Origin of the sequence: Sphaerochaeta pleomorpha str. Grapes, from assembly GCF_000236685.1 — a bacterium.
Taxonomy (GTDB): Bacteria; Spirochaetota; Spirochaetia; order Sphaerochaetales; family Sphaerochaetaceae; genus Sphaerochaeta; species Sphaerochaeta pleomorpha.
The window spans coordinates 335255-360034 of the sequence record NC_016633.1 but is presented as its reverse complement, the minus strand read 5'-3'; the positions used below and the strand labels follow the sequence as shown (position 1 = coordinate 360034).

The following is a 24780-nucleotide window of genomic DNA, read 5'->3' as shown; positions in this document are numbered from 1 at the left end:
AGCAAGGTCGTTGCAACCTTGCCAATTGAGTAAAATGTAATGCCTTACAACATAATATAGGTTTTCCCCATGCCACCGTCTTCGGGAAGTGCGAACCTGAAATCCGAAACCCGTGGGTGTTTTTTCAGGTAGTCACCTATACCACGGCTGAGAATTCCATCTCCAAACCCATGTATGACTGAAAAGGTGGTCATCCCATGCACGAGGGCACTTTCTATCTGACCATCGAGTGCTGCCAAGGTCTCTTCGAGGTTCATTCCCCTTACATCTATGACCATTTTGGGCATCGGGGCATCACTTTGGTAGAGCACCTTTACTTTCTTTTTATCGCGTTTCGGCAAAGAAAGGTCTTGCTCTTTCATCGTAAATTTCATTGTCCCTATAGCTACTATCCAGCTATCCTTTGCAGCTCTGCGGATGATTCTTCCTTCTCTCTTTGCCGTTCCGCACAATACATCCATTTGTTCTTTGAACTGGATATGTCCAGCTTGCCGATGGGGTTCTATCATACCCTTCTCCGACTCAATCTGGGATTCGGTCAGGGCATGTTTGTCTTCCAGTGAAGAGACATAGGCTTTTACCTTTTTCGTTTTCTCCCTGGTAATCTCACCAGTGCGCAAATCGGCAACCAGGTTTTCCAGTTCTTTGCGCTTATCACGCATGAAACGGGCCAGTTGTGAGGCTTGTTCTTCTTTGAGGAGGAGCGATTCCTGACGCAGTTTCAATTCCTTGAGCTGAATATCCCTGACTTGTTGCTGCAATGCTGTATACCGTTCCTCGATGTGTCTTTCTCTGAGGTCGGCATCCTGCTTTTTCCTTTCAAGGCCTTTGATAATTTCACCGATTTGAATCGCTTCGCTTCCAAGGTATTGCTGGGCCTTGTCGACTACCTCTTTGGGAAGGTTCATAGCCCTCGCTGTATCGAGTGCATGGCTATCGCCGGGAATACCGTTTATTACCCTGAAGGTTGGGTGGTGAGAATTTTCGTCAAACTCCATGGAAGCATTGATTACGCTGTCCTTGGCATAGGCGAATTGTTTCAAAACGCCATGGTGGCTGGTTACAAAGGAAAGCTTTGCTTTTTCTATACAATATTCGAGAGTGGCTCGGGCAAGGGAAGCCCCTTCAACCGGATCGGTACCGCTACCCAGTTCATCAAGGATGATAAGGGAACGGTCGGTCATATGCTGAAGGATAAACCCTACCTGTTTCATATGTCCGCTGAATGTGGATAAGGATTCCTCAATACTCTGTTCATCACCGATGTCTGTATAGATGTCGTCAAACAGAGGCAGGGAACTCCCTTCCAAGGCAGGAATATAGCCAGTAAATTGGTTAAGCAGCGAGAGCAAACCTACGGTCTTGATCGTAACGGTTTTCCCTCCGGCATTCGGACCGGTAATGACAACAGCCTTGACCTTGTCATCCAGGCTGACATTAATGGGTACGGCCTTTGATCCAAGTAACGGATGTCTTGCGCCAAGCAGGTTGCATTTGTTTGAGGACAGGTCTGTTGCACTCGCCTGCGTCAGTACAGCATATCTTGCGATTGCATAGAGGGCATCGGCAAAACTGACCTGTTTCTGCAGTTTCCTCAGTTCATAGGCCCTGCATTTGATTTTGCCATTGAGTTCAGAAAGTATTTTTGCAATCTCTACGAGAATCTGGTTCTCTGCCATTACCACAGCATTGTTCATCTCTACAAGCCGATAGGGTTCCATGAACACTGTATTGCCAGAGGTTGAGGCACTGTTTATGAAACCTTTGACCTCGGTCCGGCGGTCATTGCGTACAGGAATAACCAGACGGCCATCACGAAAAGCCCCTTGGTCACTCTGGACCAAGGCATTGTTGGTCGTGATAAACTCGTGGGAAAACCGTGAACGGTCTTGCTTTGCCCCTTCCACTTTTTGTTTCAATGCCCTGATTGCAGGGTGTGATTCCTTGACTTGCCCGCTGTTCTCAAGTACAGCTTGAATTTCCATCGACAGGGAAATCAGCAAAGGATCTATCTGATCTCCCAGAAGATCCTTGATAGGGGGCAACTGCTCATTGTTTTCCAAGGTACTGGTACAGAATGTATGCAAGACCTTTGCACTTTCGATGTAGTTTGCAACCGAGTACATCAAACTTCCGTCAAGTGAGCGCAAAGGATTGTCAAGAATGTCGAAAACAGGACTGATATCATCAAAGGAAACCGGCAGTTCAATGGTAGGGGAACCAAGCAAGCGGCAAAAAGCACCTACTTTCCCTTGTCTTTCTGCCAAGTCGGCTTTCTCGGTCAGGAAGGAAAAACCCTGGAGTGCCTTCACCCCATCGTTACCTAGCGCGCACCCTTCGATCTTTTTCAAGACCAAAGGGAAACCCAATTCTTTAATACTCTTCTCTTTCATCGTTTTCCATACTCTTATATCGGGTCTTTGACTGTTGGCTTTTCCCCATCCACTGGGGAGAACGGTCATCAAGGGAAGCTAACATTCTCAGGTAGCTTTCATAGCGATCAGGGTGAATCTTTCCCTTTTCTACCAACACTTTTACCTGGCAATCCGGTTCATCGTTATGCAGGCAATGGTCAAAAGCACATTTTTTCGAAGGTTCCCGGAATTCCGGGAATGATTCTGCAATTTTGTGGGGGTTCCCATGGGGAACCAGAATTTCCCGTACCCCGGGAGTGTCAACAAGGGTAAAATCAGGTCCTTCGATCATCAAGGAGCAATTTGTGGTATGCTTTCCCCTGTTATACTTTGCCGAGACTTCATTGGTTTTCTGTTCGACTGACAGGATCCTGTTGATCAATGTTGATTTGCCTACCCCGCTTTGTCCTACAAAGGCTACGGTTTTTCCCTTGAGCAGAGAGCAAAGGTCTTCCAGGTTCTCACCGGTTTTTGCACTTACCCCGATAATAGGATACCCAAGTTTCTTAAAAAGGGCAAATCGTTCGAACTCATCTTCTGTTAGGAGTATATCGCTCTTGTTCATTACCAGCATGACAGGAACATCCTGGCAGCAGGCAATTACCCTATCGATGAACCTTGGCCTGAAAGGAGGAGTATCAGCACTGCAGACACAGACTATCATATCCATATTGGCTACGACTGTCTGGTTGCATTGCCCCTTTATATTCCATCTCTGGAAACAGTTGCTGCGTTCAAGCCGAGAGATGATAAGACCTTCGTAGGTACCGGAAATGACAAAGGAAACCCGATCGCCAACAGCTATGGGATTATACTCCCCGACTACCGTAAGCAACTGTTTGCCTTTGATACGGCAAAGGTAACTGGCATCGCCTTCCTTGACTGAGTAAATATTGTTGATTCCCCTGGTAACCAGGCCGATGTGTTGCTCCATACCCTCTCCTAAATGTACTGTACATGCAAAGGCAATACTTGACAACCTCCGCTATTTTGATACTGTTATGCTATGTTTAGTTTCCAAACCTGTTCTCATCCCAGTTGCCATACGTACGTCTGTTCATCCGGCGACCTCTGTTACCGGCATAGTCCAGACAAAGAGCGATTACACCAAGAATGTATCGATGCTTTGCTCGGGGAAAACGAGATAGTCAACCTTTCGATTACCCATGCCGAATTCGAAGATATACAGGTTGTAAAAAAACAGATTACCGCAAGTAATATGGCTTGGTGTACCTTCAGGAATATCGATTTCAGCAACTGTTCTTTCATGACCAGTTATTTTGATTTCTGCCTTTTCGAGAACTGCAGGTTCAACGACATCTTCTGCCGATATTCTGTTTTCTCAGGTAGTAAAATGATTCAATGTGATTTCTCCGGATCTGTCATAAACCATACGAATTTTATGGGAATCGATACCTTTTTCTGCAATTTCAGCGCCTGTGACCTGTATTACTCAACCTTTGGTTCCAGCTATCTGAGGGACACTTCCTTCGAAGACTGCAATCTCAAGAAAGCAGATTTCCATTTTACTGACAAACGAAGGGTCTCGTTCAAGTACTCAAACTATGAGGATGCAAGACAGTGAGGATCTACCAGCATTTTTCAGTCGTCGGTTTCTGTAATACCTACCTGGTCGGCCAAGATGGCGGAGGTGATGCCCTTCTCATCGACCCAGGGCATGTGGATATCGAATTGATCAATCTGATCGAGTCGAATGGCTTCTCCCTTAAGAGCATTCTCTTGACACACCGGCATGCATCCCACACCGAAGGGGTGAAAACCCTTCTGAAAATCTACAACCCCACCATCTATGCCTCTGCAGTCTCTGTATATGAATACCCCGTAACAGTAGTCAGGGATGAGGAAATTCTCAATACCTGTGGTTTTTCCATAGAAGTAATCCATGTTCCCGGCCATAGCCTGGATAGTATGGTCTACAAGGTCGACCATGCCCTGTTCAGCGGAGACACCCTGCAATGCGGGAGAATAGGTTCCACCCCCGGTTACCGGGAGAAAGCCGTCTTGATTAAATCAATCCACCAACGGTTGATGACCCTTGATGAAAACATCTTGCTGTTCCCTGGCCATGGAACCCCGAGCAAACTCAGGATTGAACGCATGTTCAATAATGATTTGATGCAACTGGGGCCAATCGAGACCGAAAGGGAGCGTTGGCGTGACAATGAATAACCTATATTGTCGGTTTTCTCAAGAATGACCGAAATCGTTGGGGCATGGGGGAACGGAAACAAAGCCGTTCTCCATTCGTAGGGCTGTCAATCTTTAACATCAGGGCATGAAGCATCAATGTTGTCCCATCGCTCTTGCCATAGATGATATCGCCGACCAGCGGGTGCCCGATCGAAGCCATATGGACCCTGATCTGATGGGTTCTCCCGGTAAAAATACGAATTCTTACCAAGGCAAAATCCCTATATTGTTTCAAGACAAAATAATGGGTCTCAGCTAACCTGCCTTCATTCTCTGCACAGACTGCAAATTTTTTCCGGTCATGTTTATCCCGGGAAAGATGGGTGATAAGTTTGCCCTGCTTCTGGGAAAACACCCCCTTTGCAATGGCAATATACCATTTTTCTGTAGTATGCTCCTTGAATTGGGCAGACAGGTTACGGTGGCTTTCCCTTGTACGGGCAATGACCAGAACTCCACTGGTGTCTTTGTCCAGCCTATGGACGATCCCGGGCCTGATAGTCTCGGTCTGCAGGTCAGCTACCTCTTCCTCTTCTTCCTGTTTTTCATCGGAAGTGGTAAACGAAGACCCATACCTATGCAGCAAGGCATTGACGACAGTCCCTTCATAATTGCCATTTGCCGGGTGTACGACCATACCCTGCTCTTTGTCAATGACTAGCATATCCCTATCTTCATAGAGAACGTGCAAGGGCAAATCCTGGGCCTTGAGACCTTCAAAGAATTCCTGGCTATAGGAAATTGAAATGACATCCCCTTGCTTGAGCTGTTTGCTTTTTTTCTCGATTTTCCCATTCAAAAGGATCTCTGTAGTCGGAAGGCTGAGTGTGGATCGCCCGATAGATGTGGTATTCGCTGCAACATAGGCATCGAGGCGCGTTTTCTCTTGGAGAGGCCCTACTGTCAATTCTATCTTACCATAACGTATTGCCATCAGAGACCCCGTGTTTCGCCGATAATATAATCGGCTAATGAAATGCCTGCTGAAAGCGTCGAGGCGACACCTAATTGGATGAGAAAGGTATTGATTTGTGAGGAGGCTGCAGGTACCGATAGGTAATTTACTGCAACATTGTAAGCAAGGATGGCAACAGGTAACGTGAGTGCCATAGATCCAAAGAATAGACTTTCTGCTCGTCTGACTTTATAGGTCCAGAGTGGGAATTCATTTTTTTCATATGGAACATACGTAGGAAGGGCCTCACTGAAGGCAGGCATACTTGAGGCAAGGAAAATCACAAGGAAAAACAAGGCAAATGCTTTTTTCATTTTGTATAATCCCTCTGTCCAAACAATCGCGTTCCGACCCGTACTACCGTTGAGCCCTCTTCTATTGCCAAGGCAAAATCTGAGCTCATGCCCATACTCAAGGTCTCAAAACAAAGACTTGGATATCGATATCTGCACAATATTTGGATTTCCTTCAATTGCCGGAAAGCTTTTCGTATGGTATCGTCGTTTTTGCCAAGCGGACCGATCGTCATGAGCCCTTGCAAGGACACCCCTTTCAACCCTTCAATGACATCAAGTACCCTGAAAAGCTCCTCAGTGGAGGTAAATCCACTTTTATTCTCCTCTCCAGAAGTATTGAATTCCAAAAGAATGGGCATGGCCTTTCCCAGAACGAGCGCTTCTTCACTTATTTTTGTTGCTAGTTTCAATGAATCTACGCTATCGATGCCGTCGACCAGACCAACGATTTTTTTTACCTTGTTCGTCTGCAGGTGTCCGATAAGATGAAGATCCATTCCCTCGGGACGGAGTGACGGGAATTTAGCCTGGACTTCCTGGACTTTATTCTCGCCGAACAGTCTTTGCCCGCAGTGGTAGGCTTCAAGAATTTCTTCATAGGGGTGCAGTTTGCTTACCGCCATCAGGGAAATGTCACAAAGCGATCGGCCACTCTTTTTGGCAGCAGTTTCTATTTCTTCGAGAATCATCATGAGATTTTCCCTGATCATTGTACATTCCTTTTTTTATGGTCAAAGGCAAGGTCCTTGGCCTTTTGTTTCAGCTTGCTTTTCTGTAGTGCCATTTTGGTCCTGTAATCACGCAGATTCATTTTAAGCAATTCAATCTGAAGCTTTGTCTCCTCATTTGATGAAGTGATTGACGGGAATGCATCGATAATATGTCTTGATGAAGTATTGAATTTCAGCTTCATCTCGTCGAATTCACCGGTAAGCTTATTCTTAAGCAGCTCAAAAGCCTGGCTGGTCCTTTCTTTCTGGAGCAATTCAAGCCGTATTTCGAGTTCCTTGCCCTTCTTTCTGATTTCCAGCATTTGTTTCTGGAAAGCAGCCATTTTGTAAATACTTGCTGTCGTATCTATGCACATGCCAATGAGTATTGCTTTGGAAAGATTCTCGCGCATCCAAATAGGGATCATTTCTATAAATCCTACAGTAAGGGGATGGAATACATAGATTACCACCACACTCATAATCCCAAACAACGTTGAATTCAGAAGGCAGACCCTTCCTTTTATATTCAGGAAATGCTTCGAATAATCCCAGAGTTTTGCATGGAAAAATTTTTCAAGCAACCAGCTGGTAAAAAATTCCAGCAAACTGGTCGATACCAACCCTGCAAAGAAGATTACCAAAGGATACTCAATAAAACGTTGAAAGAAAAATAGTACAATCATGGCTCCAAAACCATAAATAGGTAGATATGGACCATACAGAAAGCCGCGATTTACCAGTCGTTTTACCGGAAACGAGCAGTATACTACCTCACAGCAATAACCAATCAATGAATAAACAAAGAAATAGAGTATGTACAGGTCGAGTTGCATGCATCCCCCCAAGTAGGTTTTTATAATAAACCAAAGTCAGTTCACCAACAATCGGGGTAAAACAACTATTTTTAGTTTCCCTATTCGTTTTTCTCGTTTTTATCGCTTTTCTTTATTTTTCTTCATTGGTACATACTCTTGATTCTCCCTACAGGAGGGATATATACAAAAAAGCGTACCCACATGGAGTACGCTTATGACCGGAGAGGGATTTGAACCCCCGACCAGTTGCGTGTAAGGCAACCGCTCTCCCGCTGAGCTATCCGGCCGACTTGAACGACATTATCATACCAAGCAAATTATGTCAACCATCTAAAAGTTTTCCGAACGCTTCTGTAGTAAGGGGCTTAGAGTAATAGAATCCCTGCACATGGTCGCATCCGATATTTTTGAGATACCTAAGTTGTTCCTCTGTCTCAACTCCTTCGGCAATGACCGGGAATCGCAGGGCTTTCCCGAGTGCTACAATGGTCTCGAGAATTTTTGAAGAACGTTCATCTTTGTTGAGGGAATGTAAAAAATTCTGATCAACCTTGACGATATCCATGGGAATAGAGTTCAGCATATTCAAGGATGAATACCCAGTACCGAAATCATCCATAAGAATAGTGAATCCATAATCCTGCAATACCTTTACCAGGTCCTTCATCTGGCTTGGATTGTCCATATAGGCAGTTTCAGTTACCTCCAGTTCCAGCAGGTTTGAGGGAACTTGATATTTTTTTGCAGTCTCGATCAAAAGCTTGCTTAGATTCCTGTCACATAAATCAATTCTTGAAAGATTCACCGAGATAGGGACAGGCTTCCTTCCTTTTTTCAGTTCATCGCAAAGGTAACTGCAAACCAAATCCCAGATGTACAGGTCAAGCGTAGTTATAAACCCGAAACGTTCAAATACCGGGATGAATTCACTCGGGTTGAGGATACCTTTTTCTGGATGGTTCCACCGTACAAGGGCCTCTGCACTGCTGATAGTCCCCTTCTCGAGGTAGTAGATAGGTTGAAGGTAGAAACAGAATTCACCATGCTGCAGGGCGTCTTTCATTTCGCTGATTATTGTCTGTTCGTCCATCCTGGTACTGCTAAGAACTTCCTTGTAAAATGCATAGTTCTTCAGGTAATTACCCTTTGTAGCTTTCACGGCAAGATTTGCCCGGTCACACATGAGGGGAACGGGCATCATTTGATCCTCGATAAGATACAAACCGAAGACAAGGGAAATGGAGAAATTCAATTCTTTCATAAGGGTATCGAGATTTATCGAATTCTGCAGGGCTTCTGGAGTACACCGGTCATAGGGCATACAGGCAGCAAAATGATCAGCCTCCAATCGAGAGAAGGTACCCTCCTCGCCGATATAATCTCGTATCTTTGCTGCAAGGGTCTGCAAAACCTGATTCCCTATCTCAATTCCCAGTAATTCATTGATTATCGAGAACCGCTCTATATTCCAGCAAACCATTACATACCGTTTATCTTTATTTGCAATAAACATCCTTTCGGTTTCATCAAAGAAACGCTGGCGTGTATATAAACCGGTCAACAGGCAATGCGAAAGGGAATATTCCAGTTTATCGACTGCCTGTACCCGTTGGCTTTCCAACGCATTAAATGATGATATTTCATTGAATACCATGTAGAAGAAAATGGCACCAGCGAAATGTTCGAAATATTTGAATACCAAATTAACAAAAATCAGGGACCCATCGGATTTCACAGCACGCATCCGGTAATCTTTGGGAGGGTCCGGCCATTTTGCTTGTAGTATCGCCTCAGACAATATTGAAGCATCTTCAGTATGGAACATGCCAAGTGGATTTGTTTGTTCGAGTTCATAGAATGCCTGTTCTTTATATCCAAGGAGCTTTGCCAGTTCCCTGTTGGAAAACTTGCTGCTAATCGTATTTTTTTCGAGGGAGAAAACCCCAATACCTTGGGGAAAGGTTTCGACCAGGTCCTGCAAATTCCTGAATATGCTGGATACCTCGATTCGCTGTGTTAGCTTATCTTCTTCTATATGCAAATATATTACAGAATTACCACATCCATACATTATTTCCAGAAAAGCATGTACCCAGATATATCCACGTTCTTTGCATGCTACACGTATCCGCTTTGTTACCTTTGTTTTCTTTTTGGAGATTTCAAGGTCGAGAACCTGTTGTAGCTCGGAAAGGTCTGCAGAATGTATCAAGGCGAAACAGTTTCTGGAATACAGCTGGTCATATTCCTCACGATTGTATTCGAAGAAAGCATAAAAACTATCATTTGCAAAAATGATCGGATTACCCCGTGTATAGGAGAATAGGACCAAGGGGGTTGGTAATTGATTGGCTAGAGAGGGAAGCAACTCCGTTGTAGTATTTCCTGAGGAAAGTTTTGTCAGACTTCCCCCTAACCGAACCACACTTCCAAAGGAATCGACAATGGCAAAACAGGACATTCGGTAATAGGAGTACTCAAACGTTTTGCTGAAATCGAGACGGATATTCAAGGAACGCCCTTGAGGACAAAGTATTTCCTGTTGCAGATACGCTATAAAGGTTTTTTTGTCCTCGGGATGGATAATCGAAAAATCCGTTTTGTCAAACGGGTCAAGCATACAGGAACCATGATTTCTTTTCCCATTTAAATTATAGGAATACATAAAAATTCCATCTGCAGGCTTATAATCCCAGTTTGCAAGGGATGTAATTTCCAAAAAATCAAGTATTTCTTCCTTTTCCAGTACAAAACCGGGATTTGTGTTGGAAACAGAAGAATCATCTTTCTCTATATGGCTGGTAATACAGAATATTGCCGGCCTGCCATTCCAGGAAATCAATTTTTTCTTGAAACGGCAGGGATTGCCATGCAAGCCTTCCTGAGAATCCCATACGGTCCATTTTTCGGAAGAAAGCGATTGTGCATTGCAATAGGGGCAATTCTCTGTAATACCAAATAAAAGCTCATAGCACTTTGAACCTAGGTAGTTGCCTGCGTTGCCTAGTTTCTCACGCCCGCTTTTATTCAGGAAAATCATTTCCTTGGTTTTGCTATCGCAAAGGAATATGATTTCCTCAAGGCTATCGAGAAGCCATTCATGGTTTACCCATTGGTTTGTACGGGGAAATGCCTTTATCCCGTCAAAGAGACAACAGGTATTTCTTCCCTGCTGTTTAGCCATATAGAGGGCAAGGTCTGCATTCTGATACAAATCCTTGTAATCTTTGCCATGCAGGGGTGCAATGCTAACTCCAATGGAACAGGATACAGCACAAAGGGAAAACTTATTCCCTGCTATTTCCTTGCAGATATGCAATCCTTGTTGATGGGCAGCTTCCTTCGAGGTTAGTTCTGGAAGGCAGACAAGCAATTCGTCCCCTCCCAGGCGGGCAATGATATTGAGTGGACTGAACATAGAATTCAGGGTTTGTGCAATGAAACGAAGCACTTCATCCCCATAATCATGTCCATAGGTGTCGTTGATCGATTTGAAATTGTCTATATCGATGATGAAAAAACCGGTTATTTTTTCGTTATGCAAAGATTTTTCGATTACTTTGTTTACCAATTCCTCAAGGGAATACCTGTTCAGCAATCCGGTAAGGGAATCACGGTGTGCCTGGTTGATCAATTCCAATTCATGGATTTTCTTTGAGTTGATATCCTTGATCCCTAAAAACAAAGCAGTATTTGTGCTTGTCATATTGTTGGAGAAACTGAAAGAGAACAGGCACCAATGGTATCCTTTGAACACATCTTGCGGGGCATGCATTCTTGCTTCAAAAGAGAGTTCCTTCTTTCCATTCTTTCCAAACTCACGTAGCTTTTGGACAGTGGAAATAGAAGAAAACTCTGCAATGTCGTCCGGATGAATATTCTGTTGAATAAGTCTCTGATAAGCAGGAAATAAATTCATCTCAGGTCCTATGAAAGTTCTTGAATACTTTTCTGCAAGGATAGGTTTTCCGCTTTCCATATCAAAAGCAGCAAAGAAAAGGGATTCATATCCAAAAAGACTTAATCTGGCCTCTATCTCATCATCGACGTCCTGGAAAATTCCGATAGCATAGTCTTGGTCACCGTTATCTGCAGTTACAAACGTATAGCTAATCTTTAAAAATCGATAGACATTGTCCCTGCATCTGATTTTAAGAATCGAATCAATTGCCAAACCTTCTTCCAGGGCCTTGAAGTCGTCCTGCAAAGAAGGTATGTAATCCTGGTGGATTAGTTGGCTCTCAGATAGAAATTGTACGGGGTTGTCAAATTCCAAGGGGTCCTGGCCCCCGAGGATAGTCCTGGTCAACGTAGTAACATGATGTGTTTTTAGGTTGACTTCCCACATTTCAAACGTTGAATTTGCAAATACCAGATTCAATTTTGCATTCTGCTGTTCCAGTAACAGGCTATTTTCCTTTGTGCTGGTAATATCGGATGCAACAAAATAATAAATAGGGTTTTCATCCTGGAACCGTGAGAACTTTCCCTGCAGGCGAACCCATCTGGCACCACCAGTTCTGAACGGCCTGATTTCTATATCAATTTCGCCAAGGGTTCTTTTCGCTTCCTGCAAACATAGTTCCAGTTTTTTCCTCTCCGAGGCAATAACCATGGAAAATAAATCCAGGTCCAGGCAATTTTGAAATTCCTGGTCTGAGTAACCGAAAAGTGTAGAAATCCCTTTGCTCAAGTAGGTGGCTTTGCAGTCTTCTCCAAATTCAAATACACCTACCCCTCCGGGTAGGTTGTTGATTGATACAGGGGTATTTGAAAGTCTCGAATTATCCGGTTTCCCTTCTGCCACGTTATATACATCCTGATTTCTTGATTTTAAAGAAGTCTCATCAGTATATCATATCTGCAATGGTATTCCAAAACGCAATTAACCTATTTTTTCTGCAATTCATGGTTGTCCTTGAGCAGGACATCATGCGCTCCACCTTCAACGATGCTTGTAGACGACACCAATGTCAATTTGGCCTTTTGCTGCAATTCTGGGATGGTCAAGGCACCGCAGTTACACATTGTAGAACGGATTTTACTGAGGGTCAGTTGCACATTGTCTTTAAGGGGGCCGGCATACGGAACATAGGAGTCAACGCCTTCTACAAAAGAGAGTTTGCTATCACCGCCGAGGTCATATCGCTGCCAGTTGCGTGCCCTGGCCGATCCTTCACCCCAGTATTCTTTCATATAGCTTCCATTGATATTTACTTTCTCAGTCGGACTCTCATCAAACCTGGCAAAATACCTTCCCAACATGATAAAGTCGGCACCCATGGCAAGGGCCAGTGTCATATGGTAATCAAGGACGATTCCCCCATCGGAGCAAATCGGGACATAGATACCGGTTTCCTGAAAATACTCATCACGTGCTTTCGCAACTTCGATAATCGCCGTTGCCTGTCCCCGTCCAATACCTTTGGTTTCTCTTGTAATACATATGGAACCACCCCCAATGCCAACCTTTACAAAATCGGCACCGCTTTCGGCAAGGAAACGGAATCCTTCGGCGTCAACGACATTTCCTGCACCAACCTTTACTGAGTTGCCATAGGTCTTACGGATCCAAGTAAGTGCCAGTCTCTGCCACTGCGAAAATCCTTCTGAAGAATCAAGGCAAAGGACATCTGCACCGCTAGCTAGCAAAGCAGGTACCCTGGTTTCATAGTCCCTGGTGTTAATTCCTGCACCAACGATATACCGTTTTTGGGCATCAAGCAATTCGTTTGGGTTTTCCTTGTGACTGTCATAGTCTTTGCGGAATACAAAGTATTTGAGGTGGTTGTCTTTGTCTACGACAGGTAGGCTATTGAGTTTGTGGTCCCAGAGAATATCATTGGCCTCACTGAGCGTGACCGGCTCCCTGGCATAGACCAAGCGTGAGAAAGGAGTCATGAACGAAGAAACAACCGTGTCCAAGGCCATTCTGCTCGGTCTCCAGTCACGGCTGGAAACGACCCCCATGAGAAGACCGTTGGGTGTACCGTCGTCTGTTACGGCTATGGTTGAATGGCCCAGTCTTGTTTTCAATGCAATGATATCGGCAAGGGTCTGCTCCGGTTTGATGTTTGAGTCACTGGGAACAAACCCTGCTTTGAAAGATTTGACTTTGGCAACCATGGCGGCTTCTTCCTCGATAGGCTGGGATCCAAAGATGAAACAGCAGCCACCTTCGCGAGCCAGTGCCTGGGCCATTTTCTCGCCACTGACCGATTGCATGATAGCACTGACCATGGGAATATGGAGAGATAAGGAAGGTGCTTCGCCTTTCTTGTAGGCGACCAAAGGCGTATCAAGTGATACATTTGGGGGAATACACTTTTCGCTTGAGTAGCCTGGGACTAAAAGATATTCGCTGAACGTATGGGAAGCTTCTTCGAAATAGAATGCCATGATTTGACTCTCCTGTCGTGTTATGGCACCAAATTCTGCATACTTTTGCTTGCTTGTGCAAGGGTTGGGACAGAATTTCGCAACAAATTTATCATAAAATGTTGCAAATAAATAAGACCTCTCAAATTCCTGGCAATTGAGAGGTCTTATCCAATATTTTGTACCCTTTTCAAATAATCAACGAGAGGGAAGCTTCAAAATCCTGGTCAAGGGGAAAGATGGGACGTTGTAGGTTTACATAGGGAAGCCGACTGAAAATTTCATTTGTACTCCCATCGGTGAGGGCAAGCATAGACCTCTTGGCGATTGCCCTGATTTCCGGTTCAAGATAACCCAGCTTTACCACAATACATTTGCATTTTTCAGGAGCCAATCCAAGCACCCGCATCATTTCAGGGTCATAGCACCCAACATGGGATCCTGTCACCACCACATCGACTCCATTGACAGAAAGCAAGGCCAGGTCGCTATTCTGTGCTCCCTGCCAATGGGGCACGACTTCCTTGACCAATGCTTTGATAGGAAGGGGCGAACTGGTCTTTGTATCAAATTTGGCACCAAGCAAACCTTCAATGGTTTTCCCCTTACCTGCCTTCAAGGCAAGGGATGTTATCTCGCTGTCATAAAAGCCCTGGTAACAAAGAGGGGGATCGAGACAGGAGAGTACAGGATCTGAAAGAATGAGCTTGAGGAAGTTGGTTACATCCTGGGAAGAGCCGGCGGTGGGATTGTCCCCGCTATCACTGATAACCACAGGCCATATTCCTTGGCGTATGCTGTTACCTGCTTCCCTGATTGCGTCTGCACTTTCATGGGTCTCATTATAGAACCCGAACGAATAACGATTTTCCCAGAACAGGGTACCCAATTCCTTTGCTGTATCGTCAGCAAGTTTCTGGTCATCTTTTGTAACGACTAGAGCGGTCACGCCATTTTCTAAGACATCAGCCCATGGGAACCCAAGCAGATAGGAACAAGATATGATACCTTCTCTCTGTTCTATTGCCTTGAGGCTGGCCATCAAGGAAAGCATTGGCTCAACGCTTGTTTCACTTTGTTCCCCGGCGATTAGAATAGGAATATGCACTGCAGCCATTTTGCACTGCAACTTCCCTTCCAATGCTGCTATGGTCATACAAGCAGCATGGATACCTGTCTCATAGGTATCGGTATGGGGAGCACATTTGTATCCGACAAAACCATTGCAGTTATCCAACATTGCCTTGGTTACGGTAGCATGCATGTCCAAAGAACTGAAAATTGGGATTTCGGGACAGATTTCCCTGACTGCCCTAAGCAAGTCACCCTCTGCTTCTCCTATACCCTGCACTCGCATTGAACCATGGAGCGATAGGCAAAGTGCATCGAGGGGAAGGGCTTTTCTGATGCTACCAAGGAATTCCTCCTTGAGCGCTTCATAAAAGTTACGGTCCCATATGCCGTTTGGCACAGCCCTGGCAATCAACGAGGGCAGCACCTCATATCCTGCCTCTTTCAGCATAGCAATCGCCCCACTTACAGAATCCTCTCCCTTGTGGTCGAGCAAAGCCTGTCCGCGCAGAACCCAAATATCCTTTTCCCCGCAGATGATGGGATTGAATGTATCCGATTCATGATGCATACCACCAACCAATACCCGTTTAGACATAAAAATCCTCCAAGAACTAGATAATGCCGTTTAAAAGGGCATTCCATTGACGTAGGTCAGGTTCAGAGCTCCCCACATGGGGAACCTTGAACAGTAATTCAAGAATCTTGTCGGCAGCACCTTCTGCAGGATCGAAAAGGGTGTCATGGACCAATATCATTTCACCTTCCCATTTTGTTTCAAACCAATCGTCCTGCAATTCATGGGAAAGTACATCACCCAACACATAGCGATACGGGAGCGAAGTCAAGAATCCGCCAACATAGAAATTGCTTGGGTCGAAGATGCTGATAGCGCAAAACAAATCCGCAAACACCCTTTTTATAAGGTCGCGTTGAATTGAGGCATCTGTATCGAGATTTTTCAGTTGTTCTTCAGTAAGATCTATTTGTCCATTAGACTTCGTACCCATAAGCCTTGAAGAACGATATTCTCCCGAACGAGATGACGCTCCTCGTATCAGTTTGCCATGTACGACCAGGCCAAGGCCCAATCCAATGGTAGGAATGCCTGCAGGGACGACCTCACTGTCATGCTTACGTGCCAGCAGATAGAAGAAATTATCATTCTGGTCATCCCTGTTGAACATATATTTCAATGCACAGCAATTGGCATCATTTTCAAACAGGACGGGAAACGGGAATGTTTGCAAAAAAGGTTTGAACTCGACATTTTTAAGGTCATGGGTCCAACACTCCTCGATGCAAGTGTTTCCATCGTGAACAATCCCCGGAACGGCAATGCAGGCACCGAGGATTGGAAAGTTGCCACACTTGGCGGAGGCAATGCCAAGGGCTTCTGCAACGAGTTCCTGAAAGGGGCTGTTTTTCTTTGCATAGTGCAATTCTTCCTTTACAAGGACCATGCCGCAGATGTCACAGATGCAGACCCTGTACAATCCGCTCATCATCTCTATTCCGATAATCCTTCCGAAATCAGGGTTGAGTCCCACCAGGTTTGGTTTTCTTCCGATCTTTGTCACCTCAGGGACTTCTGGCTTTTCAGTCTCCACTTCGCGCACAGTACCATTTTCAAGTAACCGTGCGACGCTATAGGTAACCGTAGAATTCTGAAGACCGAGTTCATGGGCAATCTGAACCCTGCTGCAAGGATATTTGCGCAGCAGGTTCAATATCAAAAGTCCATTGGCCCCTTTCTGGTATTGGCTATTACCCACTATTTTCATAACAAACCCTTCACATACCCTACACGTGCAAAATTCGTCTGGGAAAGAGTGAACTCACTTTGTCTTAATACGCCTCCCATGTAGATATGTTCTGGGTGGTATTGCATAGCGGAAGGAATCTCACTGGGAAGAAAAACATGGTATTCCTTTGCACCGATGATTTTTTTCATCTTTGCAAAGTTTCTCTCGGAAATACCGCAGCCAGGCATAATTATAATTCGATCTCCTGCCCTCTTTACCAATTCACAAAGCATATCGGCACCTTCTGGAACCGTTGGCTCAAGTCCACTGGTAAGCACTCTGTCTACTCCCAGCTCGATAAGCTTCTCCAGACTTACAAATCCATCGCGTGTCATGTCGAACGCCCGATGGAAGGTAACCGGTAACGGCCTCGCATTTTCGATGAGTAAACGTGAACGTTCCATGTCGATTTCCCCATCACTGGTAAGAATTCCGAACACAATGGCATTTGCACCTTCACTCTTGAACAATCTCACATCCTCGAGCATGGTCTCAAATTCGAGATCACTATAGCAAAAATCTCCACCCCGGGGGCGAATCATTACATTCATAGGAATCTTTGTATATTTGCGTGCAGTGCGAAAAGCACCAAGGGTTGGAGTGAGCCCACCCTCAAACAAGTCGCTACAGAATTCTACGCGGTCAGCCCCGCCTTTTTCAGCTTCCAAAATCGATTGAACCGATTCCAGGCAAACCTCTATCTTGATTGCAGGATTTTTTTCCTGATTACTACTCATGTTACAAACTCTCCTTAAAACTAGACTTTTCCAGAATACCTGTCTTTGGGCCATTAATAAACCTAAAAATGTTTGACCCGATCATTCTTTGATTGCCCCTTCCCCGAAACCCTTTACCAAGGCATTATGTGCCAGTAGGTAAAACGCAAACATTGGTATCGTCCCTACTACCAACGCAGAGAACTGCAGGCCATAGTCCTGGTTGAGTCTTCCTGCAAAGGAATTGATCGAAACAGGGAGAGAACGCATGTTTTCTCCGGAAGTAAGCGTAAAGACCAAAAGAAATTCATTCCAGTTTCCCAGAAAATTCAACACTGCAATGGTAGCCATCACTGGTGTCGAGAGGATGAGGATAATGTTCCAGAAAATATATTGGTAACTGGCCCCGTCAAGGGTCGCCGCCTCTATAAGGGCGTCTGGAATCCCCTTGATGTAGGAAACGGCGATCAACACAGCCATGGGAAGTCCAAAAGCTATGTAAGGCAATATAACCCCAAGGCGGGTATTATATAATCCGCTATTGGTTTCCATTATAAACAAAGGGGTGATTACCGAGTTGACCGTTATCAGCAGACCAAGCGTAAAGGCCCCCATGTAGAATTTGGAACTTTTATATCCGAATTTTGTCAGGGAAAAACCTGCTGCTATCGAAAGCAAAACGGTAAGACACGTTGAGACAAACGAATACATCATGCTATTTTTGAAGGCATTTACCAAATTCCCATATTCAAATGCCTTCCTATAGTTTTCCAATGTAGGATTCTGGGGAAAACCAAGCGGTCTGAGCATTATTTCCCCATTCAGTTTGAAGGAAGAATAGGTCATCCATGCAATGGGGGCTAGGGTAAGAAAAGTAAAGGCAATCAAAAACATGTAGGAGAAAATAGTCCAACCTTTGGATATTTTTTGATTTCTGTTCTGTAAAGCAACCATGTCTGATCCTCCCCTATTCGTATTTTTTCTGCGCTTTGGAGTAGATCCAGCGCACAAGGGAAATCAACCCTACACTCAGAATGACAATAATAATGGAAACGGCACTTCCGTACCCATAGTTATTGAACGTAAAGGTCTGTTTATACAAATACAAAGCCATGACGGAAGTATAATCCACGGGACCTCCTGCAGTCATCGCATAGACTAAGTCAAAGCTTTTCAAACTTCCGCTTATTGCCAATACAGAACAGGTAAAAATAACATTGGCCAAAGCTGGCAGGACTATATGGGTAATGATGGTCGATTCCTTGGCGCCATCGATTGTAGCCGCTTCGAAGACACTTGTGGGAATCCTTTGCAGATTGGCAAGGAAAATTACCATATACAGACTTGTATGTTGCCAAAGCAGAACAATGAGGATTGGAACCATTGCAAAGGTTCTGTTCTCAAATATTTTCACGATATAGTCAGGGTTGTTTGTTATGGAACGAACCAAAGAGGTATAGATTCCGACAGGGGAAAAAACCCTGTTCCATAAAAGGGCAACTACTACGGAACTGATAGTGATGGGAAGGAAAATTATCATTTCAAAGAATTTTTCCTTTTTCACCCATTTTCTGTAGAGCAGATAGGCAAGCATTATCCCAAGCGGTATTTGCCCCAATACAGAAATGAGCATTATCTGGATATTGTTTGCAAGGGATTTCAAGAATGATGGATCCTTGAAGATGTCCAGATAATTGGAAATTCCTACGAATCCGACCATCTGGAAATGTTTCCATTTGGTAAAAGAAAGTCCGAAACTCATCAGGATCGGGTAAATAATGATTACAATGTAGATCAGAAACGCGGGAAGCAGCAATGACAGGTACGCACGGTGTTTGTTTCTGTTCTGCAGCATGGGTATTACCTCCTGTGGTTTGTAAGGATAAGCCGGGATGGGTTCTGTCTCCCCTCCCGGCAGGATAAAAGGATTAGATGCGGTTTGAGTCGTTCTTGGCGACATAAGCTTCATATGTAGCGGCAATATCGGCAGGTGTTCCATTTCCAAGCATCATAGCCTGGATATCTTGGTTCAACATCGATACCCCTTCGCTACCCATCACTGCATCAAATACATAGCCCATTTCGTGCGTGCTCTGGAACTGTGCGAATTTGGCCTGCATGGTTGCAAGTTTAATACTGTTCAGGTCCAGTTTGTAGGTTGGTACTTCACCATGCTGTGCCCTGATGGCTGCGCCTTCGCTACCGGTATAATATTGGATGAACTTCCAGGCTGCATCGGCTTTCTCGGTGCCCTTGAGTGCGGAGTTGATACCGAAGCCTTCACTGACAGTAGCCGTTGAGGTGTTGTGTCTTACTTCACCTGCAATTGCAGGGAATACATGCATAGAGATTCCGTTCTGCATGGTGGCAGAAAGGTCTTTATCCATCCCACTGGTTCTCCAGCCGGCATCGATCAGGTACACACTCTTTTTCTGGTAGAATTCCTGGTCGGCCTCACTGTTGGACATTTGGTTTACACCTGGGGAAAACATTCCTTTGTCGGTCATTTCCTTGATGATTTCAAGTGAACGGACAAACGGTTTCTCGGTAAAGGATGCTTGTCCCTTAGCCGCCTTCATAAACCATTCAGGACCGCCAAGGCGATCGACAAGCAGGCTCAAAAGCCATGAATTGACAACCCACTGATCCTTGTTTCCCATGGAAACCGGATAGAATCCAGCTGCCTTGATCACAGGGACCTGGGCAAGCCATTCGGCATAGGTTTCCGGGAAGGTAAGGCCGAGTTGTTTCAAAATGGCATCATTGCTATATACGGTATGGCAGACGGCAAGTGAAGGAGGGACCATCCAGAATTCCCCATTCATCCCCTGTGCAGACCAAGTGGCGGCAGAATACTGGCTTTTGAAATCATCGGTCAGATATTCTTTGCCGATATCCATGGCAAGTCCTGCTTCGGTGATATACCCGGTTCTTGCTCCACCGTACACGGTGAATACATCCGGCATTTGTTTACTGGCAGCCATTGCCTGGAACTTCTGGTGGAAGGATTCGCCACTGGCATATTCACTGTCCAAAACGATATTGGGGTATTTAGCCGCAAAACCTTCCATAATCGCATTATGGCCTGCATACTGAGAATCGGCTGGCTCAATCTGCATGTAGGTCCTGAGATGAATTTTCCCATCACTACTTGCCCCAGATTCCTTTGTTCCGGCTGCAAAGATTGCAGAACCGGCCAACAAACACATGATAAGCAACACAACAAACGTCTTCTTCATGTTCGGGTCCTCCTGAAATTAATATTTCATTCAATGAATTAAGTAATATCAGACAGGGCTTTCCTTGTCAAATTATTTTTTTATAATTTTTCAGAACAATGTATGCATTCCTTCAAAATAATTGCCCCCGGATCTGCGGGGGCAAGATAAAGATCGGTATTGTTTTCAACAGGAGCATTTTAGGATGCAGTTTTGCTTGGCCTGAAGATCTATTGTAAGAGCGTCATCATTGACCTTTACGGTTTGACCCTTCCCTACCTGTTTGATTCTCAAAATCCCATTGGAAATGGTAATGGTTTTCGCATTCTCTGCCCTATTGAGAATTGCCAATAGGGCCTGTTCTTCATCGTAGCGTGCAAAACAAATGGTCTCATTGTCAATGTAGGCTATTTTCCAGCTTCCAAAGGCCAACAGTTTTGCATAACGCTTGCGCATTACCCCCAAGTCAGCATAGAGGGAAGAAAACCGTGTATCCCATTTTTTTCTGTCCCATTGCATCGGATATCGCGAGGATTCAACAGAACCATAGGGTCCTTCCAGTCCTACCTCATCGCCGTAATAGATGCTTGGCATCCCCGGCAAAAGGAACATGAGCATTACGCATCCGCTATAGATGTCCCAGTCGAAAATATCCTTGTTGTTGTGCAGACGGGGGGTGTCGTGGCTGTCTAAAAGATTCATCTGCAGGTACCACATCTGTGGAGGCAGGCTTGCAAGCTGGCTTTCAAGGGCCTGGGCAAGTTCAAATCCTGTGTAAGGAACGGTAGGTGATGGGTTATGCCCCCAACCGCTGCACATAAAGCGGTCGGTTTCCCCCATCCAGGAGCGCAACGGCCTTGAACAACCAAGGTAGTTCATCGTTGCATCCCATTGATCTCCTTGCAGATAGAAAGAAGCGTCTGACCAGTTTTCTCCTACCAGGTACGCTTTTGGATTGTCAGTTTTTACAGCAGCGTGTACTTCTTTCCATATTTCCTGGCACAACTGGTCCTTCCCCCTTCTCCCGACTTCATTGGCAACATCAAGGCGCCAACCATCCTGGGCAAAAGGCTCGGCAAGAAACTTTCTCATAACACTGTCCGCTTTTCGGTACATCAGGTCCCTGAGGTCCTGGCTGTTATAGTTAAGCTGTGGCAAAGTCGGTACATCCTGCCAGCAAGCTACCGATCCATCCTTTTGTATATAATAATAGGATGCTTCCAGGCAGTTTTTATCGGTAATGGCTTTTTGCAGCCAAGGATGGGCAGTCCCCGTGTGGTTGATCGATATGTCTACGATGATTTTCATATGGTTTTCATGCAGTTTCCTGCAAAGATTGGCAAAAGCTTCATCTCCGCCCAGTTTTTCATCGATATGAAAAAAGTCACAGCAATCATAGCGGTGGGTAGTTTTTGAAACCCCGATAGGGTTCAGATAGAGGGTGTTTACTCCGATTGCCTTGAAATAGGGAATGGCATTCTCTATGCCTTTGAGATCGCCATTGAAAAAATCAAGACATCGTCCCTGTTCAAAATCCAAAGGTTTTTCATCAAAACTATGGACAGTGACCGACCCGCCGTCGAATGAATATTGTCCCGGTTTCGCTCCACAGGATGCGTCGCCTTTTTGAAAGCGATCGGGAAAAATCTGATAACACGTGGAACCTGAGACCCAGCTTGCCATCTGTAAATCAGCAATGAGGCGGAAACAGTCGTGGAAGGATGGAATGGAACCTTGCAAACCGAGCTTGCTGTAATAATAGGCTTTTATAGGTGAAACCAGTGAAAAATACCAAAAGAGATCCTCTTTTTCTGGCATTTCGATTTCAGCATGGTAATAGTTTCTATCATCCCTCGTACAAGCAATGGTATACATCCCGCCTTTGGCAAAGGCAACAAGGGACACTGCAAGTTGCACAGTAGGTTCAAGAATCAAGATACTGAGTGTAACGTTCTGCCCTTTTTTAGGATAAAGGGGATGTACATAGGTTTTTGAGACCATGCTGTCTATCTTTGTCATCCAATGTTCCATAGTACCTCCACAAGTGTATATATGTCATATAAAAATATTGTTGACTGGTTTAGAAAACCGGTTTAGTATAGGATCATATTACAGTAGGTAAGCAGTGTTTTCAAGAAAAACCGTACCTTGTAAGCCATTAAAAGTTTTTTGAAATCCATACATAGAAGCGATGCAAAAGAGTTTGGCCTTTCTGTTCGTTTTTCCTGATAGCGAATGGTTTTCAGTTTGCAGCTAGGGATACCGCTTGGTTTGAAAAAGCAGCAACCTATAGTGCTTGCTTCAAAAATTTATCATCAAAGGCATCAGCGATGGTGCAATAAAGAGTTGATACCAGCTATGAAATCTACACTGTCTTCCAGGTTACATGAGAAAAGAAGTGAAATTGAAAACCTCTGGGAAAAAATGTATCCCAATTGTTCTCCAGAAGCCTTTTTCACCATGCTTAGAAAGCGCTACAGCCAGCGAAACAATGATTTGAAACAATTGGATGCAGAGAGGCTTGAAACCCCCCTCTGGTACATGGATAGTACCATACTAGGGCAAATGCTCTATACCGATAAGTTCAATGCTACGTTTCGTGGTCTTGTAGAAAAAATTCCGTATCTTGTTTCCTGTGGTGTTCGTTACCTGCATCTAATGCCTTGTAGCCGTATGCCAGAAGAACACAATGATGGTGGATACGCAGTTGAGGATTTCAAATCGTTTGACCCGAAAATCGGGACTACTGAGGATTTTATACACCTGACAACAGAATGCAGGAAAGCTGGGATCAGTGTCTGCCTTGATTTTGTATTGAACCATACCGCTGACACCCATGCCTGGGCACTTGCTGCAAGGCAGGGAAGCAAAGAGGATCAAAAACGGTATTTCTTTGTCTTTGACAAAGCAGAGGTAGATGCCTATGAAGCAACGACAGAGGAAGTTTTCCCCCAGCAGGCACCAGGGAATTTCACCTACCTTCCCGATTGTAATTGCTATGTAATGACGACTTTCAACAATTTCCAGTGGGATTTGAATTATGGCAATGCTGAGGTGCTCCTCTCGATGCTCGACAATGTGCTGTACCTTGCGAACCTTGGGGTCGAGGTTTTTCGCCTTGATGCCATCCCCTATATATGGAAACAATGGGGAAGTCCAAACAGAAACCTGCCACAGGTGCATTGGATTATCAGATTATTCCGCCTCGCTTTGGAGATTGTTGCACCTTGCTGTATCATAAAAGGCGAAGTGGTCATGTCTCCGAAAAAAGTTGCCGCGTATTTCGGGACAACAGCCGCACCCGAATGTCATTTGCTATATAATGTATCGCTGATGGTTCAGATGTGGAATTCGCTTGCCACACGCGACACCAGGCTTTTGCAGAAGTGTCTCACTGAACTTCCTACCGATATCCCTCCCTCTTCCTGCTGGGTCAATTACCTACGCTGTCATGATGACATTGGTTGGGGAATTGAGTATGGGGATTTACGGGACTTGGGATTCTCCCCTTTTGAACATACGCAGTTCTTGATTTCCTTCTACCACGGAACGTTCGAAGGGTCTTTTTCCCTTGGGGAATTGTATGAATTCAACCAGAAGACCCTTGATGCACGCAATTGCGGGACTTCTGCCTCGCTCTGTGGGCTTGAAAGGGCAGATAAAACACATGACAAGTACCAGAAGGAGTTGGCGATCAAACGTCTGTTGCTTGCCCATTCGTTCATATATTTCTGTAAAGGGATAACGGTTCTCTACAGCGGCGATGAAATAGCCCAGCTTAATGACTATTCCTATAAGATGGTACCTGCACTGCAGAATGACAGCAGGAATGTGCATCGCCCTTACTTTGATTGGGAAAAAACACATTTTTCCAAACCTCAGGATTCTGACGCAGCTTTGGTCTGGACGACTCTACAGACCTTATCAGCCTACCGTGCACAGGAGAAGGATTTTAGCTCTTTTACCGAAGAGAAAGTGATTTCTACAAACGAAATTTCGGTGATTGCGGTGAAACGGGGAGAAAAGCACTTGGTTATTGCCAATTTCAGCGAATACCAGAAGGAAATAATCCTGGATTACCCTGCTTTCGGCTCCTATACGGAAGTGTTTAGTCAAAGGGATGTGCAACTCAATGGTTCTCCGTTTATCGTTGGACCTTACCAATATCTCCTATTGAGAAGGAATTAG

Annotated in this window: 18 protein-coding genes and 1 tRNA gene; 3 read left to right on the top strand and 16 right to left on the bottom strand. The window is 44.8% G+C overall.

Annotated features, from left to right (window positions below; genetic code table 11):
• Positions 1 to 44: 44 nt before the first annotated feature.
• Together SPIGRAPES_RS01655 and rsgA are read right to left on the bottom strand one after the other, a co-directional pair.
• Positions 45 to 2393 carry an endonuclease MutS2 gene (locus tag SPIGRAPES_RS01655; protein WP_014269042.1) on the bottom strand — a complete coding sequence of 783 codons (2349 nt, stop codon included), beginning with the start codon at positions 2391 to 2393 and terminating at the stop codon, positions 45 to 47.
• Positions 2374 to 3348, bottom strand: a complete 975-nt coding sequence (gene rsgA / locus SPIGRAPES_RS01650) for a ribosome small subunit-dependent GTPase A (protein ID WP_014269041.1) — start codon at positions 3346 to 3348, stop codon at positions 2374 to 2376. Before rsgA ends, SPIGRAPES_RS01655 begins: the two co-directional genes overlap by 20 nt.
• A 72-nt stretch (positions 3349 to 3420) precedes the next feature.
• Between rsgA and SPIGRAPES_RS01645 the strand changes: the two genes are divergently transcribed.
• Together SPIGRAPES_RS01645 and SPIGRAPES_RS01640 are read left to right on the top strand one after the other, a co-directional pair.
• The gene (locus tag SPIGRAPES_RS01645) at positions 3421 to 3999 is read left to right on the top strand and encodes a pentapeptide repeat-containing protein (protein WP_014269040.1); all 579 of its coding nucleotides are present in this window, start codon (positions 3421 to 3423) and stop codon (positions 3997 to 3999) included.
• On the top strand, positions 3996 to 4604 hold the full coding sequence (locus SPIGRAPES_RS01640; RefSeq protein ID WP_014269039.1) for an MBL fold metallo-hydrolase: 609 nt from the start codon (positions 3996 to 3998) through the stop codon (positions 4602 to 4604). Before SPIGRAPES_RS01645 ends, SPIGRAPES_RS01640 begins: the two co-directional genes overlap by 4 nt.
• Position 4605: 1 nt before the next feature.
• Here the strand turns inward: SPIGRAPES_RS01640 and SPIGRAPES_RS01635 are convergent, their stop codons facing one another.
• The 14 genes from SPIGRAPES_RS01635 to SPIGRAPES_RS01570 form a co-directional block, all read right to left on the bottom strand.
• Positions 4606 to 5559, bottom strand: coding sequence for an RluA family pseudouridine synthase (locus SPIGRAPES_RS01635; RefSeq protein WP_014269038.1), 954 nt, complete (start codon positions 5557 to 5559; stop codon positions 4606 to 4608).
• Positions 5559 to 5894 (bottom strand): hypothetical protein, encoded by a 336-nt coding sequence (locus SPIGRAPES_RS01630; RefSeq protein ID WP_014269037.1) that lies wholly within the window; start codon positions 5892 to 5894, stop codon positions 5559 to 5561. Before SPIGRAPES_RS01630 ends, SPIGRAPES_RS01635 begins: the two co-directional genes overlap by 1 nt.
• Positions 5891 to 6586, bottom strand: coding sequence for a YggS family pyridoxal phosphate-dependent enzyme (locus SPIGRAPES_RS01625; protein ID WP_014269036.1), 696 nt, complete (start codon positions 6584 to 6586; stop codon positions 5891 to 5893). Before SPIGRAPES_RS01625 ends, SPIGRAPES_RS01630 begins: the two co-directional genes overlap by 4 nt.
• A complete protein-coding gene (locus SPIGRAPES_RS01620; RefSeq protein WP_014269035.1) occupies positions 6583 to 7422 on the bottom strand; it encodes a putative ABC transporter permease in 840 nt (279 codons plus the stop codon). Before SPIGRAPES_RS01620 ends, SPIGRAPES_RS01625 begins: the two co-directional genes overlap by 4 nt.
• Positions 7423 to 7619: 197 nt before the next feature.
• A tRNA-Val gene (locus SPIGRAPES_RS01615) sits at positions 7620 to 7691 on the bottom strand.
• 35 nt (positions 7692 to 7726) lie between these two features.
• Positions 7727 to 12211 carry an EAL domain-containing protein gene (locus SPIGRAPES_RS16400; protein WP_014269034.1) on the bottom strand — a complete coding sequence of 1495 codons (4485 nt, stop codon included), beginning with the start codon at positions 12209 to 12211 and terminating at the stop codon, positions 7727 to 7729.
• A gap of 83 nt (positions 12212 to 12294) precedes the next feature.
• Positions 12295 to 13803, bottom strand: a complete 1509-nt coding sequence (locus tag SPIGRAPES_RS01605; RefSeq protein WP_014269033.1) for an IMP dehydrogenase — start codon at positions 13801 to 13803, stop codon at positions 12295 to 12297.
• A gap of 169 nt (positions 13804 to 13972) precedes the next feature.
• The gene (locus tag SPIGRAPES_RS01600; RefSeq protein ID WP_014269032.1) at positions 13973 to 15451 is read right to left on the bottom strand and encodes a M81 family metallopeptidase; all 1479 of its coding nucleotides are present in this window, start codon (positions 15449 to 15451) and stop codon (positions 13973 to 13975) included.
• 16 nt (positions 15452 to 15467) lie between these two features.
• A complete protein-coding gene (locus SPIGRAPES_RS01595; RefSeq protein ID WP_014269031.1) occupies positions 15468 to 16637 on the bottom strand; it encodes an ROK family transcriptional regulator in 1170 nt (389 codons plus the stop codon).
• Positions 16634 to 17395 (bottom strand): copper homeostasis protein CutC, encoded by a 762-nt coding sequence (locus SPIGRAPES_RS01590; RefSeq protein ID WP_014269030.1) that lies wholly within the window; start codon positions 17393 to 17395, stop codon positions 16634 to 16636. Before SPIGRAPES_RS01590 ends, SPIGRAPES_RS01595 begins: the two co-directional genes overlap by 4 nt.
• Before the next feature lie 81 nt (positions 17396 to 17476).
• Positions 17477 to 18328 (bottom strand): carbohydrate ABC transporter permease, encoded by an 852-nt coding sequence (locus SPIGRAPES_RS01585; RefSeq protein ID WP_014269029.1) that lies wholly within the window; start codon positions 18326 to 18328, stop codon positions 17477 to 17479.
• 13 nt (positions 18329 to 18341) lie between these two features.
• Positions 18342 to 19229 (bottom strand): carbohydrate ABC transporter permease, encoded by an 888-nt coding sequence (locus tag SPIGRAPES_RS01580; protein ID WP_014269028.1) that lies wholly within the window; start codon positions 19227 to 19229, stop codon positions 18342 to 18344.
• Between the two features lie 73 nt (positions 19230 to 19302).
• Positions 19303 to 20613 carry an ABC transporter substrate-binding protein gene (locus tag SPIGRAPES_RS01575; protein ID WP_014269027.1) on the bottom strand — a complete coding sequence of 437 codons (1311 nt, stop codon included), beginning with the start codon at positions 20611 to 20613 and terminating at the stop codon, positions 19303 to 19305.
• A gap of 165 nt (positions 20614 to 20778) precedes the next feature.
• Positions 20779 to 22623, bottom strand: coding sequence for a glycoside hydrolase family 13 protein (locus tag SPIGRAPES_RS01570; protein ID WP_014269026.1), 1845 nt, complete (start codon positions 22621 to 22623; stop codon positions 20779 to 20781).
• 327 nt (positions 22624 to 22950) lie between these two features.
• Between SPIGRAPES_RS01570 and SPIGRAPES_RS01565 the strand changes: the two genes are divergently transcribed.
• Complete coding sequence (locus SPIGRAPES_RS01565) at positions 22951 to 24780, top strand: alpha-amylase family glycosyl hydrolase (RefSeq protein WP_014269025.1); 1830 nt, start codon at positions 22951 to 22953, stop codon at positions 24778 to 24780.

Excerpts from the sequence above, each read along its gene's own strand:
- SPIGRAPES_RS01645 (WP_014269040.1), top strand. The coding sequence starts at position 3,421 with ATGTTTAGTTTCCAAACCTGTTCTCATCCCAGTTGCCATACGTACGTC.
- SPIGRAPES_RS01595 (WP_014269031.1), bottom strand. The coding sequence starts at position 16,637 with ATGAAAATAGTGGGTAATAGCCAATACCAGAAAGGGGCCAATGGACTT.
- SPIGRAPES_RS01625 (WP_014269036.1), bottom strand. The coding sequence starts at position 6,586 with ATGATCAGGGAAAATCTCATGATGATTCTCGAAGAAATAGAAACTGCT.
- SPIGRAPES_RS01575 (WP_014269027.1), bottom strand. The coding sequence starts at position 20,613 with ATGAAGAAGACGTTTGTTGTGTTGCTTATCATGTGTTTGTTGGCCGGT.
- SPIGRAPES_RS01585 (WP_014269029.1), bottom strand. The coding sequence starts at position 18,328 with ATGGTTGCTTTACAGAACAGAAATCAAAAAATATCCAAAGGTTGGACT.
- SPIGRAPES_RS01635 (WP_014269038.1), bottom strand. The coding sequence starts at position 5,559 with ATGGCAATACGTTATGGTAAGATAGAATTGACAGTAGGGCCTCTCCAA.
- SPIGRAPES_RS01605 (WP_014269033.1), bottom strand. The coding sequence starts at position 13,803 with ATGGCATTCTATTTCGAAGAAGCTTCCCATACGTTCAGCGAATATCTT.
- SPIGRAPES_RS01580 (WP_014269028.1), bottom strand. The coding sequence starts at position 19,229 with ATGCTGCAGAACAGAAACAAACACCGTGCGTACCTGTCATTGCTGCTT.
- SPIGRAPES_RS01620 (WP_014269035.1), bottom strand. The coding sequence starts at position 7,422 with ATGCAACTCGACCTGTACATACTCTATTTCTTTGTTTATTCATTGATT.
- SPIGRAPES_RS01565 (WP_014269025.1), top strand. The coding sequence starts at position 22,951 with ATGAAATCTACACTGTCTTCCAGGTTACATGAGAAAAGAAGTGAAATT.
- SPIGRAPES_RS01590 (WP_014269030.1), bottom strand. The coding sequence starts at position 17,395 with ATGAGTAGTAATCAGGAAAAAAATCCTGCAATCAAGATAGAGGTTTGC.
- SPIGRAPES_RS01655 (WP_014269042.1), bottom strand. The coding sequence starts at position 2,393 with ATGAAAGAGAAGAGTATTAAAGAATTGGGTTTCCCTTTGGTCTTGAAA.
- SPIGRAPES_RS01600 (WP_014269032.1), bottom strand. The coding sequence starts at position 15,451 with ATGTCTAAACGGGTATTGGTTGGTGGTATGCATCATGAATCGGATACA.
- SPIGRAPES_RS01570 (WP_014269026.1), bottom strand. The coding sequence starts at position 22,623 with ATGGAACATTGGATGACAAAGATAGACAGCATGGTCTCAAAAACCTAT.
- SPIGRAPES_RS01630 (WP_014269037.1), bottom strand. The coding sequence starts at position 5,894 with ATGAAAAAAGCATTTGCCTTGTTTTTCCTTGTGATTTTCCTTGCCTCA.
- rsgA (WP_014269041.1), bottom strand. The coding sequence starts at position 3,348 with ATGGAGCAACACATCGGCCTGGTTACCAGGGGAATCAACAATATTTAC.